14 protein-coding genes are annotated in these 14,037 nt (G+C 68.1%); 5 read left to right on the top strand and 9 right to left on the bottom strand.

The features are described from left to right. Positions 1 to 7 precede the first annotated feature (7 nt). Together M2351_RS32655 and M2351_RS32650 are read left to right on the top strand one after the other, a co-directional pair. Positions 8 to 946, top strand: coding sequence for a Gfo/Idh/MocA family protein (locus M2351_RS32655; protein ID WP_264660158.1), 939 nt, complete (start codon positions 8 to 10; stop codon positions 944 to 946). Between the two features lie 76 nt (positions 947 to 1,022). Continuing rightward, positions 1,023 to 2,849 carry an IlvD/Edd family dehydratase gene (locus tag M2351_RS32650; RefSeq protein WP_264660157.1) on the top strand — a complete coding sequence of 609 codons (1,827 nt, stop codon included), beginning with the start codon at positions 1,023 to 1,025 and terminating at the stop codon, positions 2,847 to 2,849. Positions 2,850 to 2,943: 94 nt separating this feature from the next. Here the strand turns inward: M2351_RS32650 and M2351_RS32645 are convergent, their stop codons facing one another. The 4 genes from M2351_RS32645 to M2351_RS32630 form a co-directional block, all read right to left on the bottom strand. Further along, positions 2,944 to 3,567: an isochorismatase family cysteine hydrolase gene (locus M2351_RS32645; RefSeq protein WP_264660156.1), complete on the bottom strand. Its 624-nt coding sequence runs from the start codon at positions 3,565 to 3,567 to the stop codon at positions 2,944 to 2,946. Between the two features lie 35 nt (positions 3,568 to 3,602). Further along, on the bottom strand, positions 3,603 to 4,133 hold the full coding sequence (locus tag M2351_RS32640) for a hypothetical protein (protein WP_264660155.1): 531 nt from the start codon (positions 4,131 to 4,133) through the stop codon (positions 3,603 to 3,605). Between the two features lie 18 nt (positions 4,134 to 4,151). After that, positions 4,152 to 5,471: an epoxide hydrolase family protein gene (locus tag M2351_RS32635; RefSeq protein ID WP_264660154.1), complete on the bottom strand. Its 1,320-nt coding sequence runs from the start codon at positions 5,469 to 5,471 to the stop codon at positions 4,152 to 4,154. Positions 5,472 to 5,586: 115 nt separating this feature from the next. Beyond that, entirely contained in the window at positions 5,587 to 6,006 is a 420-nt protein-coding gene (locus tag M2351_RS32630) for an organic hydroperoxide resistance protein (protein WP_264660153.1), read from the bottom strand. Positions 6,007 to 6,495: 489 nt separating this feature from the next. Here M2351_RS32630 and M2351_RS32625 point away from each other — a divergent pair, with 489 nt between their 5' ends. From M2351_RS32625 to M2351_RS32615, 3 genes are all read left to right on the top strand, one after another. After that, positions 6,496 to 6,948 carry a c-type cytochrome gene (locus M2351_RS32625; RefSeq protein WP_264659320.1) on the top strand — a complete coding sequence of 151 codons (453 nt, stop codon included), beginning with the start codon at positions 6,496 to 6,498 and terminating at the stop codon, positions 6,946 to 6,948. A 17-nt stretch (positions 6,949 to 6,965) separates the two neighbouring features. Next, positions 6,966 to 8,315 carry a cbb3-type cytochrome c oxidase subunit I gene (locus tag M2351_RS32620; RefSeq protein WP_264659321.1) on the top strand — a complete coding sequence of 450 codons (1,350 nt, stop codon included), beginning with the start codon at positions 6,966 to 6,968 and terminating at the stop codon, positions 8,313 to 8,315. 74 nt (positions 8,316 to 8,389) lie between these two features. Next, positions 8,390 to 9,073 (top strand): helix-turn-helix domain-containing protein, encoded by a 684-nt coding sequence (locus tag M2351_RS32615; RefSeq protein ID WP_264660152.1) that lies wholly within the window; start codon positions 8,390 to 8,392, stop codon positions 9,071 to 9,073. Between the two features lie 10 nt (positions 9,074 to 9,083). On the opposite strand, the gene M2351_RS32610 is transcribed toward M2351_RS32615, so the two are convergent. The 5 genes from M2351_RS32610 to ubiT all read right to left on the bottom strand — a co-directional run bounded on the left by M2351_RS32610 (position 9,084) and on the right by ubiT (position 13,956). Then, positions 9,084 to 10,588 (bottom strand): ISNCY family transposase gene (locus M2351_RS32610; RefSeq protein ID WP_264660151.1). Its coding sequence is split into 2 segments (ribosomal slippage): positions 9,084 to 9,709 and positions 9,709 to 10,588, totalling 1,506 coding nucleotides; the frame shifts between segments, so codons are not numbered across the junction. A 291-nt stretch (positions 10,589 to 10,879) separates the two neighbouring features. After that, positions 10,880 to 11,248 (bottom strand): c-type cytochrome, encoded by a 369-nt coding sequence (locus tag M2351_RS32605; RefSeq protein ID WP_264660150.1) that lies wholly within the window; start codon positions 11,246 to 11,248, stop codon positions 10,880 to 10,882. A gap of 117 nt (positions 11,249 to 11,365) precedes the next feature. Continuing rightward, on the bottom strand, positions 11,366 to 12,280 hold the full coding sequence (gene ubiV / locus M2351_RS32600; protein WP_264660149.1) for a ubiquinone anaerobic biosynthesis protein UbiV: 915 nt from the start codon (positions 12,278 to 12,280) through the stop codon (positions 11,366 to 11,368). Positions 12,281 to 12,293: 13 nt separating this feature from the next. After that, entirely contained in the window at positions 12,294 to 13,280 is a 987-nt protein-coding gene (ubiU, locus tag M2351_RS32595; protein WP_264660148.1) for a ubiquinone anaerobic biosynthesis protein UbiU, read from the bottom strand. Between the two features lie 4 nt (positions 13,281 to 13,284). Further along, on the bottom strand, positions 13,285 to 13,956 hold the full coding sequence (gene ubiT / locus M2351_RS32590) for a ubiquinone anaerobic biosynthesis accessory factor UbiT (RefSeq protein ID WP_264660147.1): 672 nt from the start codon (positions 13,954 to 13,956) through the stop codon (positions 13,285 to 13,287). Positions 13,957 to 14,037 lie beyond the last annotated feature (81 nt).

The raw sequence follows: 14,037 nt of genomic DNA, 5'->3' as shown, positions 1-14,037 counted from the left end.
GGCTGTCATGGACCGCCCGACCCTTGGCATCGTCGGTTTGGGCAAGATCGCCCGCGACCAGCACGTCCCCGCCATCGCCGCCACCGGCCTGTTCCGGCTGGCTGCGATGGTCAGCCCGGACGGAACCGGGCACGACGAGGTGCCGACCTTCTGCAGCCAGGCGGAGATGCTGGCAGCGTTTCCCGGCCTGTGCGCCGTCGCGCTCTGCACGCCGCCCGCGGTCCGCCAGGCCCTGGCCGTTGAGGCGTTTCGTGCCGGCAAGCACGTCCTGATCGAGAAGCCGCCGGCCGCCACCCTGACGGAGCTGCGCGTCCTCATCGACGAGGCGGAATCCGCCGGGCGCACGCTGTTCGCCGCTTGGCACTCCCGCTTCAACGCGGCGGTGGAGGAGACGCGGCGGCGGCTGGCCGGATCCTCCGTCCGCCACGTCGCCGTCACCTGGAAGGAGGACGTGCGGCGCTGGCATCCGGGCCAGGATTGGATCTTCGCGGCGGGTGGTTTCGGCGTCTTCGATCCGGGCATCAACGCCCTGTCGATCCTGACCGACATTCTGCCGGGCCCCGTCGTCGTCCGCGCCGCCGAGTTGAGCGTCCCCGCCAACCGCGACACACCCATCGCCGCGACCCTGACGATGGAGGGTGCCGCGGGCTCCGGCGTCGGGACCGTGACGGCCGCGTTCGACTTCCTTCAGCAGGGCGAGCAGACCTGGTCCATTGCCATTGAGACGGACGGCGGCCAGCTGGACCTGACCCACGGCGGCACGCGGCTGAGCGTCGATGGGGAGCCCGTGCTGGCCGAGCCCGACAGCGAATACCAGCGCATCTACCGCCGCTTCCACCGCCTGATCGCCGACGGCGCCAGCGACGTGGACGCCCGCCCATTGCAGCTCGTCGCCGACGCCTGCCTGGTCGGCCGCTGGCGCACCACCGACGCCTTCCACTGGTAGGCCCCCTACCGGGACTCTCATAAACCCGGCGCCGGCCGCCACCCGACCTGCGCCCCCAACCTGAACTGGTGCCGACATGTCCGAGACGAAGCCCACTTTCCCACTGAACGAGTCCGGTTCAGGCCGGCGGCTGCGGTCGCGCGCGTGGTTCGACAACCCCGCCAACCCCGACATGACCGCGCTCTATCTGGAGCGCTACCTGAACTTCGGCCTGACGCGGGAGGAGTTGCAATCCGGCGCGCCGATCATCGGCATCGCGCAGACGGGATCCGACCTCAGCCCCTGCAACCGGCACCATCTGGTGCTGGCGGAACGCCTGCGCGAGGGCATCCGCACCGCCGGCGGCATCGCCATCGAGTTCCCCGTCCACCCGATCCAGGAGACTGGCAAACGACCGACCGCTTCCGTCGACCGCAACCTCGCCTATCTGGGACTGGTGGAGGTGCTGCACGGCTACCCGCTCGACGGGGTGGTGCTGACCATCGGTTGCGACAAGACCACGCCCGCTTGCTTGATGGCGGCGGCCACCGTGAACATCCCCGCCATCGCACTGTCGGTCGGCCCCATGCTGAACGGCTGGTTCCGCGGCGAGCGTACCGGATCGGGCACCATCGTGTGGAAGGCGCGCGAACTGATGGCGGCCGGCGAGATCGACTACCAGGGCTTCATCGAGCTGGTGGCGTCGTCGGCGCCCTCGACCGGCTACTGCAACACGATGGGCACGGCCTCCACCATGAATTCGCTGGCGGAGGTGTTGGGCATGCAGCTTCCGGGCTCCGCCTCCATCCCCGCCCCCTACCGCGAGCGCCAGCAGGCCGCCTACGAGACCGGCAAGCGCATCGTCGAGATGGTCCGCCAGGACATCAAGCCGTCGGACATCCTGACCCGCGAGGCGTTCCTGAACGCCATTGTCGTGAACTCCGCCATCGGGGGTTCGACCAACGCGCCGATCCACATCAACGCCATCGCCAAGCACATCGGCATACCGCTGACCGTGGAGGACTGGCAGACCCACGGGCTTGAGGTGCCGCTGCTGGTCAACCTCCAGCCGGCGGGCGAGTATCTTGGCGAGGACTTCCACCGCGCCGGCGGCGTGCCCGCGGTCGTCGCCCAACTGATGAGCAAGGGCCTGATCCGCGAGGAGGCCCCCAACGTCAACGGCCGCACCATCGGCGAGAACTGCCGCAATACGGAGATCCTCGACACCCGCGTGATCCACCCCATTGACGACCCGCTGAGGATCAACGCCGGCTTCGTCGTGCTGCGCGGCAACCTGTTCAACGCCGCCATCATGAAGACCAGCGTCATCTCCGAGGAATTCCGCGAGCGCTATCTGTCCAACCCGCAGGACCCCGAGGCGTTCGAGGGCAAGGTCGTCGTCTTCGACGGGCCGGAGGACTACCATCACCGCATCGACGACCCGGCACTCGGCATCGACGCGTACACCATCCTCGTCATCCGCGGCACCGGCCCCATCGGCTATCCCGGGGCGGCGGAGGTGGTGAACATGCGCCCGCCCGCCACGCTCATCAAGCAGGGCGTCCATTCCCTGCCCTGCATCGGCGACGGCCGCCAGTCCGGCACGTCGGGATCGCCCTCCATCCTCAACGCGGCGCCGGAAGCGGCGGCGGGCGGCGGGCTAGCCCTGCTGCGCACCGGCGACCGGGTGCGCATCGACCTGCGCCGCGGCGGCGCCGACATCCTGATTTCGGACGAGGAGTTGGCCGACCGCCGCGCCGCGCTGGAAGCCGCGGGCGGCTACCCGGCCCCGCCGTCGCAGACCCCCTGGCAGGAGATCCAGCGCGGCATCGTCGACCAGCTTGACGAAGGCATGGTGCTGAAGCCCGCCATCAAGTACCAGCGCGTCGCCCAGACCATGGGCATACCGCGCGACAATCATTGACCCGGACGCCGGCCCAGTCCCGATGCGGTTGAAGACGATCGCGTTGAGGGCTGGGCCGAATTCCTCGCCGTCACCCTTCCTGGAAGGGCCAAGATCATGCGCTCAGCGCGGCGATTATCTCCTTCGTGGTCACGATGTTGCTGGCGTAATTCGGCATGTTGATCTCAAGCGCGGCGTGCATCATTTCGTCCGAGTAGTCTGCGACGGCGTCCTTGACGACCGTCACGTCGTAGCCAAGCTCCGCGGCGAAGCGGACGGTCGCTTCGATGCAGGTGTGCGCGACCAGTCCGATGACGATGAGCCGATGGATGCCGTGCCTCTTGAGCTGCACATCCAGATCGGTGTTGGCGAAGCCGCTGGAGCACCAGTGTTCGCTCGCGACGATTTCGCCCGCCGCCGGTATGAATTCATCGCGGAACTCGCCTCCCCAGGTGCCGAACTCGAAGCTCTTGCGTTTCCACGCGGCCAGTTGGATCGGCGCGATGTACGTCCAGGATTCGTAGTCACCGGGACGGTAGCGGTGATGCATGGCAAAGAAGACCCGAAGCTTCGCGTCGCGTGCGGCGGTCAGGACTTGCTGCATGTGCGGAACGCAGTTGTTCGCTTCGGCCACGGCCTTGATGCGGGGCCAGATCTTGCCGCCTTCGGAAATGAAGTCGTTGTAGGGGTCGACCACGAGGAGGGCGGTGATGTCCTTGTCGTAGTGAAGCTGCGTCATTGGGCACTCCCTTGCGGCGGCACGGCCGCGCTTGATCACCGGTCATTCTTGAGCGCGGCCCGCTCGATGCTGGCGGCGAACAAAGGCGTCTCCCCCTGGTTGTGGGCGATGGACGCGGGCTGGCGCTGGGCGCGGAACTGATCGAAGGGGATGCCCTGCCGCGCAAGGAACATCATCATCTCGTCCGTTGCGTACGACCTGACGCGATTGGTGAATTCGCACTTTCCCGCGCCGACCTCCCTGACGCTCAACTCCCAGGTCACATGGATGCTCGTCCGGCCGGTCGGCGTGAACACGTCCGAGTCCGAATCGAGGATCAGGTGGTCCTTGTCGCCGAGCGTCTCCACGTAATGCTGCACCATCAAGCTGCCGCCGATGATCTCGACGTTGATCGACATCCGCCTGCCGTCCGGCGCGGTCGTAAATCCTGCGGCGATATGCGCCGGTGAACAGCCCCTGTATTCGCTCTCCGGCAACGTGAAGCACCATTCCGGAATATTGATCTTGCCGATTGGCGCGTTGATCACCGACGTGAAGCTCGAATCGACGATCTGGTTGTCGGTCATGTCTCGCCTCCTATGTATTCAGCGCACCGACCGGAAGGACGCTCGGAGTTCCTGGGTGAAGAGGTCGGGCTGTTCCCAGGCGGCGAAGTGGCCGCCCTTATCGAGCCGGTTGTAATGGATCAGCTTGGGGTAGGCCTGCTCGGCCCAGTTCTTCGGCGCCTGGTAGATCTCGTCGGGGAAGGCGCTGACGGCGACGGGGATTTTGATGCCGCGGACGTCGAAGAAGCCTCCTTTCGCCACCTGCGCGGTGTCCCAGTAAAGGCGCGCCGAGGAGATCGCGGTGTTCGTCAGCCAGTAGAGGGTGATGTTGTCGAGCACGTCGTCCCGCGTCAGCCCTTCCGCCTGCCCGTCGAAGACGCGGGCGATCATCCGGTAGCTGCGGATGTCGTGGTCGAGCATCCAGGCCGCGAGGCCGATCGGCGAGTCGACCAGCCCATACAGCGTCTGCGGACGGTTGTTCATCTCGATCGCGTAGCCCAGCCCCTTCTTGTAGAAGTCGTCGAGCTGGTCCCAGGCGCGCTTCTCCTCGGACGAAAGGCCGGCCGGCGGGGGACCGCCGTCGGCCAGCGCCTTCGAAATGTTGGCCGGCACCGTGGCCGCCATATTGGTGTGAATGCCCAGCAGGCCCGGCGGTTGCTGCAGGGCCATGATTTCCGAAACGGCGTTGCCCCAATCGCCGCCCTGCGCGACATAGCGGGTGTAGCCGAGGCGCTGCATCAGCGTCGCCCAGGCCCGCGCGATCCGCTCAGGCGTCCAACCCGGCTCCGTCGGCTTGCCGGAGAAGCCGTAGCCCGGCAGCGACGGGATCACGAGGTGGAAGGCATCCGACGCGCTGCCGCCGTGGGCCGTGGGGTTCGTCAGCGGGTCGATGATCTTCATCTGCTCGATGATCGAGCCCGGCCACCCGTGGGTGACGATCATCGGAAGCGCGTTCTCGTGCTTCGACCGGACGTGGATGAAGTGGATGGGAAGGCCGTCGATCTCCGTGACGAACTGCGGCAGGGCGTTCAGCCGCGCTTCGACCTTTCGCCAGTCGTGGCTAGTTTGCCAGTACTGCGCAAGCTTCTGCATGGTCGCCAGCCGCACGCCCTGGGAGTCGTCCTTGACCGTTTCCGGGTCCGGCCATCGGGTCGCCGCGACGCGTCGGCGAAGGTCGGTGAGCGCCTCTTCCGGAACCTCGACATGGAAAGGACGGATCGCGGCGTTTTCCATCGCGGCGTCGGGTGGGTTGCCCGGTGCGTTGGACGCCGCGCCCGGCGGCGTGGGAAGCGCGGTGACGACGGCCGCGGCGACCAAGGCGGACAGCAGCACGGCGGCTGGGGTGGTGGCGAAGGGCATCCTCATTCTCCTTGGGAAACAAGCGAGCGTGAGTGCCGGCGAACGGGTTCGCCGAGGATGGGCATCCAGCGAAAGCCGAGGACACCGTCCGGTTTTCACCGGATGGAGCGGTGTTTCAGACCACCGTGATCGCGACGTCGATGTTGCCCCGGGTGGCGCGCGAGTAGGGACAGAGACGGTCCGCCTCGTCGACCAGGGACTGGGCGACGTCATGGGGCAGTCCCGGCAGGCTTACGTTGAGCCGTGCGCCCAGGGTGTAGGCCCCGCCGATCAGGCTGAGATCGACCTCCGCATCGATCGCCATCCCGGCCGGGAGCGAGACTTTCTGCTTGCGCGCGGCAAGGCCGATGGCGCTTTCGAAACAGGAGGACCAGCCGGCCGCGAAAAGCTGTTCCGGATTGGTGCCGGGGCCAGGCGTGCCGGGCTGGGACAGCCGGATGTCGAGGCGCCCGTCGGAACTGCGCGCGGCACCGCCTTCCCGGCCTCCCGTCGTGTGGACATGGGCGGTGTACAGCAGCTTGTCGGCTTGGCTCATCGCAACCCTCCCGCTGACGTTCGCTGGTGGCGCTTGTCCGATCGCTCGGGCGAGGGACATACCAGCACCGCAACGCGGGCCCGATCCATAAGACCAAGGTGTCGGCGATACCTTTGCATCATGCCGGCTACGCCGCCCGCCATCGGTGCTGCCCGGATTGGGGGCTACCCCGTGGAGTTCGTGGAGATCTGGAACCGCAATTCCGGGACCGGCATCGCGTCAATGGTCCAGAGGGACCTTGGTGCAGAACGCGGCGGTCCGACGGATTCCCCTGCAGCTCCCGACCCAACAGGCGCATGAGGGAGCCCAACAAGCCTACGGCTACGATCGCTTGACCGCCGTCAAGGATTGCCGAACCAAATCAGTCAACTTCCCTCATGGATGGCGGCACGGCGACCGGAGGGCCGGCTCTCCCGCCCGACCGCTCGCCCCGATCGATAGCCAGGACCGGCCCGCTGGGCCCTGATCCAGTTCCAGGGGAACCAACGCATGACGGAACGCTTCACCAAGGCGGCCGCCCGAAACATCTTCTACGGCGGTTCGCTGTTCTTCTTCGCCGCCTTCGTCTCGCTGACGGCGGCCAGCCACAAGTATGTCGTCACCACCGGCACCGACGCCGCCGGCCTGACCGAGAGCGTCGCCCGCGGCAAGGCGGTGTGGGAGAAGAACTCCTGCATCAACTGCCACACCCTGCTCGGCGAGGGCGCCTACTTCGCGCCGGAACTCGGCAACGTGTGGATCCGCTACGGCGGCGACAAGGACCCGCAGGGCGCGCGCGACGCGCTGAAGGCCTGGTTCGCCGCCCAGCCCAGCGGCATCGAGGGCCGCCGCCAGATGCCGCAGTTCCACCTCACCGACCAGCAGGTCGAGGACCTGGCCGACTTCTTCGCCTGGACCAGCCGCATCAACACCCAGAACTGGCCGCCCAAGGTCTCGGGCTGACGGGAAGGACCTCTGCCATGAAATACGAATCCCAGAAGGTGGCGCTGCCCTTCTTCTACGGCGCGCTGCTCCTGTTCGCGGTGCAGCTGCTCGTCGGCCTGCTCGCCGGCACCGTCTACGTGCTGCCCAACACGCTGTCGGAGCTGCTGCCCTTCAACATCCTGCGCATGATCCACACCAACGCGCTGATCGTCTGGCTGCTGATGGGCTTCTTCGGCGCCGCCTACTACCTGATCCCCGAGGAGGCCGAGCGCGAGCTGCACAGCCCGAAGCTCGCCTACCTCCAGTTCGGCCTGTTCATGTTCGGGGCGCTCGCCGCGGTCGTCGGCTACGTCTTCCGCATCCATGAGGGGCGCGAGTTCCTGGAGCAGCCGCTGTGGATCAAGGCCGCCATCGTCGTCGTGGCGCTGATGTTCCTCTACAACATCTCCATGACGGTGCTGAAGGGCCGGCGCACGGTCATCACCAACATCCTGGTGATGGGGCTGTGGGGCATCGCCATCTTCTTCCTGTTCTCCTTCTACAACCCGACCAACCTGGCGCTGGACAAGATGTACTGGTGGTACGTCGTCCACCTGTGGGTCGAGGGGGTGTGGGAGCTGGTGATGGCCTCCATCCTGGCCTTCCTGATGATCAAGATGACCGGCGTCGACCGCGAGATCGTCGAGAAGTGGCTGTACGCCATCGTCGGCATGGCCCTGTTCTCCGGGCTGCTGGGCACCGGGCACCACTACTACTGGATCGGCACGCCGGGCTACTGGCAGTGGATCGGCTCGCTGTTCTCCACGCTGGAGGTGGCGCCGTTCTTCGCCATGGTGGTGTTCGCCATCCAGATGGTGCTGAAGGGCGGGCGCAACCACCCGAACAAGGCGGCCCTGCTGTGGTCGGTGGGCTGCGCGGTGTTCGCCTTCCTGGGCGCCGGCGTGTGGGGCTTCCTGCACACGCTGTCGGCGGTGAACTACTACACGCACGGCACGCAGGTCACCGCGGCGCACGGCCACCTGGCCTTCTTCGGCGCCTACGCGATGATCAACCTGGCGATCTTCAGCTACGCCATGCCGCACCTGCGCGGGGTGGCGCCGTACCATCAGGCGCTGAACAAGCTGAGCTTCTGGCTGATGTGCGGCGGCATGACGGTGATGACCTTCGCGCTGACCTTCGCCGGCGTCGTGCAGGTCCACCTGCAGCGCGTGCTGGGCATGGACTACATGAGCGTGCAGGAGCAGATCGCCCCGTTCTTCTGGGTGCGTCTGGCCGCCGGCGTGGCGGTGTTCATCGGCGCCTGCCTCTACCTCTACGCCCTGCTCGGCCCGGTCCGCGCCACCGGCAAGGCCCCGCTCGGCGGCGCCGTCCAGCCGGCCGAGTGACCCGCAACCGGCCCCCTCTTCCCTTCGGGGAGAGGGGGCCATGCGTCGCTGGATAAGGAACCGACGGGGGTGCGATGCGACCGAAAGATTTGGACCTTGTGCGCAACCTCCCGCTGTTTGCCGGGATCGGCGGCGACACCTTCGCCTCGTTGATGTCCGGGGCGTCGTTGGAATGGTGCCCGCGCGAGGCGGTCCTGTTCACGGAAGGGGAGGTTCCCGACTTCCTGCACGTCCTGGTCACCGGGGCGGCCACGCTGTCCAGCCGTGCCGATTCCGGGCAGGAAACGGTGCTGGACATCCTGTGCCGGGGCGATTGCTTCGCGCCGGCCGCCGTGCTCGCCGATGCGCCGAGCCTGACGTCGGCACGGCTGCTGGACCCCTCGCAAATCCTGCTGCTGTCGGCGCCGGTGGTGCGGGCGCAGGTCGCCCGGGATCCGGTCTTCGCCCATCGGGTGATGCAGGCGCTGGCCGGCCAGTTCCGGACGCTCGTCCGCGAGGTCAAGGACCTGAAGTTCCGCAACACGACGCAACGGTTGTCGGCCTTCATCCTCGACCAGGTCGACCGGGCGGAGGACGGGGTGGCGGTCGAACTTCCGGTCAGCCGGCGCGTCCTGGCCAGCCGCCTGGGCATGACGCCGGAACAGCTGTCCCGCACCTTCGCCAAACTGTCCCACCGGGACCTGCACATATCGGGCAGCACCATCATCGTCCGCTCGATCGAGCGGTTGCGCCAGCTTTGTTCCAACGGAACGCCGTGACGCAAAAACTCTAGGTCGGCAAGCGTGGCTGTCCGGCGCGACGTTCGAGATCGGCAAGGTAGGTATCCTGATTTCGGCGAAAGCGCGTTCGGCACGCACGGGCTTGGCGGCGCACTTCCAGAGCGTTGCGCAGAGCGTGCCATTGCCGGCGGTCGATGGCGGCGAGGTGATGTCCGGAGAAGGCGGTGATCCGGGTGGCGGTGGTGGCGACGATGCGCACGGAGCCGCGCAGGACCAGGGAGAGCGAGGCCACCTTGCGGCCGGTGGCCCGGCGCTCGTGATGCCGGTGACTGCCGAAGAGATGTTCAAGGTCGTTGTTGGTGCGCGGCAGACCGGACACCGCGTAGCAGTGGAACAGGCCGGGCCGATCGCTGGCGGTGACCTTCAGGAAGTGATCGACAGCCGGCGCCAAGGTGCCGGCCCGCTCGCGCCGCGTGCTCCAGGCGGTGATCAAGCGGTCATAGCGGGCCTGGACCGTGGCCGCAGGATGCCTGGCCGGGTTGCCAAGGATGTGGGCCGCCGCGTGCAACCAGCGATGGGTCTCACGCACGTCCGGCCACAGCGCCGCGGTGCGCGCCAGACCGCGGCGGATCAGGGCACGCAAGCGGTCCAGTGGCTTGCTCAGCCCCCATTTGCCGCCACCCGGTCCAGGCTGCCGGCGATCGCGTCCAGCCGCTCCTTCAGCCGCAGACCAGGGGCCGTCAGGGGCGGGCGGCCATCGTCGGTCAACGCCGAGCGCACGGCAGCGCAGTAGCCCGCGACCACGCGCGCCGCCTCATCGTCGCGTCCTTCCATCCGACGCTCCACCGGGCGCACGCCGCGCACCGTCTTTTTCAGCTCCTTCTTGGCGTGGCGGTCGGCTTCGAAGAGGGGGCGGGCCGCCTCGCGCAGATAATGGAACTGGCATAACTGGTGTGGCACGCCCGGCAAGGCCTCGGCCACGGCTCGCCGGATCGCGTGCTGGCCATCGCTCACCACCCCGGCCACCGGCACCTCCAGCGCCGCCGCCACCTCGCGCAGCAGCGAGGCGAGATCCGCCTGGGTCGCCGAGAGCAGCGGACGGGCGAGCAGAACCCGGCCCGACAGGCAGTCGCGGATCACCCACAGCACCTCATGCCCGACGTCGGGCTGCAGGCCGTCCAGCGCCAGGATGACACGGCCTTGCGCGGCGAGCGCCGCCCGGTTCGGCGCGTCCAGCGCGGCGGCCACCAGTTCATCGTAGCGGTCGAGCAGATTGGTAACGCTGCGTTCGCAGATCAGCAGCCCGCGCTCGGTGAGGGCGCCATGGATTTCCGGCACGCTGCGGTGCGCACGATGGCGCAGGGCGCCGATCAGGGCGATGACATCGAGCCCAAACTCATGGTGGGGTAACGCGATGCCCCCTTCGGCTTCCGGCCGGTAAGGCTGGTGATGGCGCGAGCACGCCGCGTTCTCGCACCACTGCACCTTCAGGCGCAACCGCTCCAGCCCTGTCAGCGTGTAGACCGCCCGGCGCTTCTCATAGCGAATGCGCATGCGCCGCCCACACTCCGGACAGTCTCGCCGCTGCGGCTGGAGCAGCCGTTCCGCGCCGTGCTGAAGCCGACAAACCCATCGTGCCATGGCGGCCTCCGGTCTGGCCCCTTTCCGATCCTCAACAGACAGCCACGCTTGCCGACCTAGAAAAAAGCGCCCATCGGCGTTCTGCCGATGGGCGTTTCAAGGCGATATGGGAGATGTCATCAGCTTTGACAGCGATGATGTTCGCAAAAACTCCCCTATTCAGTCTTGATTGCGGTCAATCGCCGAGAATTTTCCGCAAACCTCTCAGCTGTTCTTCTTCAGATAAGCGACCAGATCCTTGCGGGCTTGCTCGTTCTTCACGCCGGCAAAGGCCATCTTGTTGCCGGGAACGGCGGCCTTCGGGTCGGTCAGGTATTTGTCCAGGGTGGCCTCATCCCAGCTGCCGGCAGCCTTCATGGCGTCGGAGTAGTTGAAGCCGGCGGCCGAGGCCGCCTTGCGGCCGACGATGCCGTGCAGGTTCGGACCGACGCGGTTCGGCCCACCGGCTTCGATGGTGTGGCAGGCCTTGCACTGCGCAAAGACCTTTTCGCCGGCGTCGGCGTCCTGTGCCGATGCGAGGCCGGACAGGCCGACGGACAGGCCGAACGCCAGGACGGCGAGACTACGCTTCATGGTGTTTCCTCTTTGAAAAAAGATGGCACGCGAATCGGTGCCGGGGGGTCGGTCGGCCGCCCATGGGATGGCCCATGGAACAGTAAGGGCGGCCGGCGGACATCGGGTGGCGGAAGGTTACGCCTCGGCGGCGTAGGCGGTGCCCGCCACGTTGTGGAAAAAGCCATTCTCTAGGGGCGCGTCGACCAGTCGGCCCACCTCCGCGGCGGCGTCCCGGCCATCCCGCTGCCCGGCCAGGACGGCGCGGAAGGCCGTGGCGACGGCGACCATGTCGACCGCCTGCGGCGACAGGCGGAAGCGCGAGACGCCCATGGCGGCCAGTCGGTCCATCTCACCCGCAAGGCAGAGGTAGCCGTGGGACAGCGTCTGTGTGCCGTTCACGGTCAGGAAGGATTGGCCGTCCAGCGTCTTCACCGGCATGCCGTCCGGGTCGTTGCCGCAGACGAACTGGCAGCCGTCCTTGTGCAGCCCGTGCGCCCGCGCGTGGTAGCAGCGGGCCGAGATCGCCAGCGGCGCCCGCCCGAACACCTGCACCTCGACCGCGAGGCCCAACGCGGCCCCCGCCTTCGCCAAAACGGCGACGGAGGCCGCCGGCAGTTCGGCCGGCAGTGACACCGACATAGCTCCGCGCCCGGCCAGCCAGGACAGCGTCGCCTCGTTGTAGGTGTTGATGAAGGGGCCGACCGCGTGGGGTTGCCCGGCCAACAGGGCCAGCGCGCCCATGTCGTTCGCTTCAACCGGAAGCAGCCCGTTCGCCACCACGTCGCGCATCGCCGCGCGCTCACGGTCGTTGCCGGCCAGGATCGGGCTGGCGAACCAGACCTCCTTTCCGGCGGCGGCCAGCCGGGCGACGACCGCCTCCATGGCGTCCGCGAAGAAGGGGGCGCGCTTGTGGCAGACGATCTCGCCGAGGATGACGGTGTCCAGCGGCGCTTCGTCGGCCATGCGGAAGTAGAAGTCGCGCCAGCGGTCCGCGGGCCAATTGAACAGCACGGGGCCCAGGGTCAGGCCCGGAGTCAGAAGGGGCGTCATGGTGTCCTGCTCCTCAGCGCCAGGCGCGCTTGTAGGCACCGGTCGTCTGGGCGCCGCCCTCGACCACCGCGTCCAGGTTCAGCGTCGGCAGCGCCTGGCCCTTCGCGAAGGCGTCCAAGGCCCGGCGGTAGGCGGCGACGACGGCGGCGATGTAGGCCTTGCCGCGCTGGCGACCTTCGATCTTCAGGGCGCGCACCTTGGCGGCCTTCAGCTCCGGCAGCAATTCCATGGCGTTGAGGCTGGTCGGTTCCTCGAACAGGTAGGCCGGGCGGTCCCCGGACAGGAAGCGGCCCTTGCACAGGGTCGGATAGCCGGCCTGTTCCCCCTCCTCGAACAGGTTGATGGTGAAGCCGCCGAGGGTCGAGGCGAGCGCCGTACCGCGCGGCTCGTACCGGACGTGGCTGGCCGGCGAGCAGACGCCCTGCCGGTTGGGCGACAGCCCCGTCGCGTAGGAGGAAAGGGAGCAGCGCCCCTCCGCCATCGGGCACATCCCGCCGAACACGAACACCTCCGTCTCGATGTCGATCTCGGCGTTGAGGCGGGCGATCTCCGGAACCGTCAGCACGCGCGGCAGCACCACGCGGCGCACGCCGAAGGCATCGCGGTACAGGCGGATCGCCTCGACGTTCGCCGCCGACGCCTGCACCGACAGGTGCAGCCGCAGGTCCGGATGCCGGCGGGCGGCGTAGGCGAGCAGGCCGACGTCGGCCAGGATGACCGCGTCGGCCTTCAGCCGCGCCGCATCGTCCACGGCGCGTTCCCACGGCCCCAGGTTTCCGGCCTGCGGGTAGGTGTTGATGGCCACGAAGACCTGCACCCGGCGCGCGTGGGCGTAGGCGACGGCGCCCGCCAGATCCTCGCGCGAGAAGTTCAGTCCGGGGAAGTTGCGCGCGTTGGTCTCGTCGCGGAAACCCAGATAGACGGCGTCGGCGCCGGCATCGACGGCGGCGCGCAGCGCGGCCGGGTTGCCGGCCGGGCAAATCAGTTCGAACGGTTCCATGCGCTTATGATCCCTGCGGCCGGCGTTTCGGTTGGCCGGCCAGCCGCCGTTCCAGGGCGGCCATGCCCCAGCGCAGCGGCGGGGGCGCCGCGCGCCGGGCGCTGTCGAGGAGATCCAGCATCCGCCCGGCATGGCGCCGGGCGACCGGCAGGGCGTGGCGCAGCGGACCGGCCGCGGTGGCCATGTCGGCGAACAGGTCCATGTCCTCCCCGTCCAGGGTGTTGCGGAGCGCCAGGATCAGGGCGGTGTCGCCCTCGATCGCCAGCTCGCGGCGGAAGAACAGCGCGTCCCCGTCGATGCGGCCTTCGAGCAGGTCGAGCAGGCGCGCGCAGGGACCGCGCACCGCGGCGTCCACGGCGCCCTCCGCCACGCCGTGCCGGTCGCACACCCGCAAGGCCAGCCGGGGTCCGACCTGGAGCAGCAGGGCCGCCGGCGCGTCCACCGGATCGATCAGCAGGCGCGCCTCGGGCATCTCGCGCAACGCCGTGAAGGCGCGCGGGTGGCGGTCCGACAGGATCCGCAGCACCCGGCCGGCGAGCAGGCCGCCGACGCCGTCGCCAAGACGGCGCGTCAGCCCCAGCCCCACCCCAAGCCCCACCTGGGTCAGGCGGACCTCCACGGCGCGGGCGCGGTTGTCGGGCGCCGCTTCGTCCAACGCAAAGCCGGGGTCGCGCATTCGCGGTGTTCCTCCTGTTCGGAATTGGTTTCGAATTCTTGATGCGTGGCGGGGGTTGATCCGCCAGATGTCGGCGATAGG

The organism is Azospirillum canadense (assembly GCF_025961225.1).
Classification (GTDB): domain Bacteria; phylum Pseudomonadota; class Alphaproteobacteria; order Azospirillales; family Azospirillaceae; genus Azospirillum; species Azospirillum canadense.
This window is presented reverse-complemented; position numbering and strand designations above follow the sequence as displayed.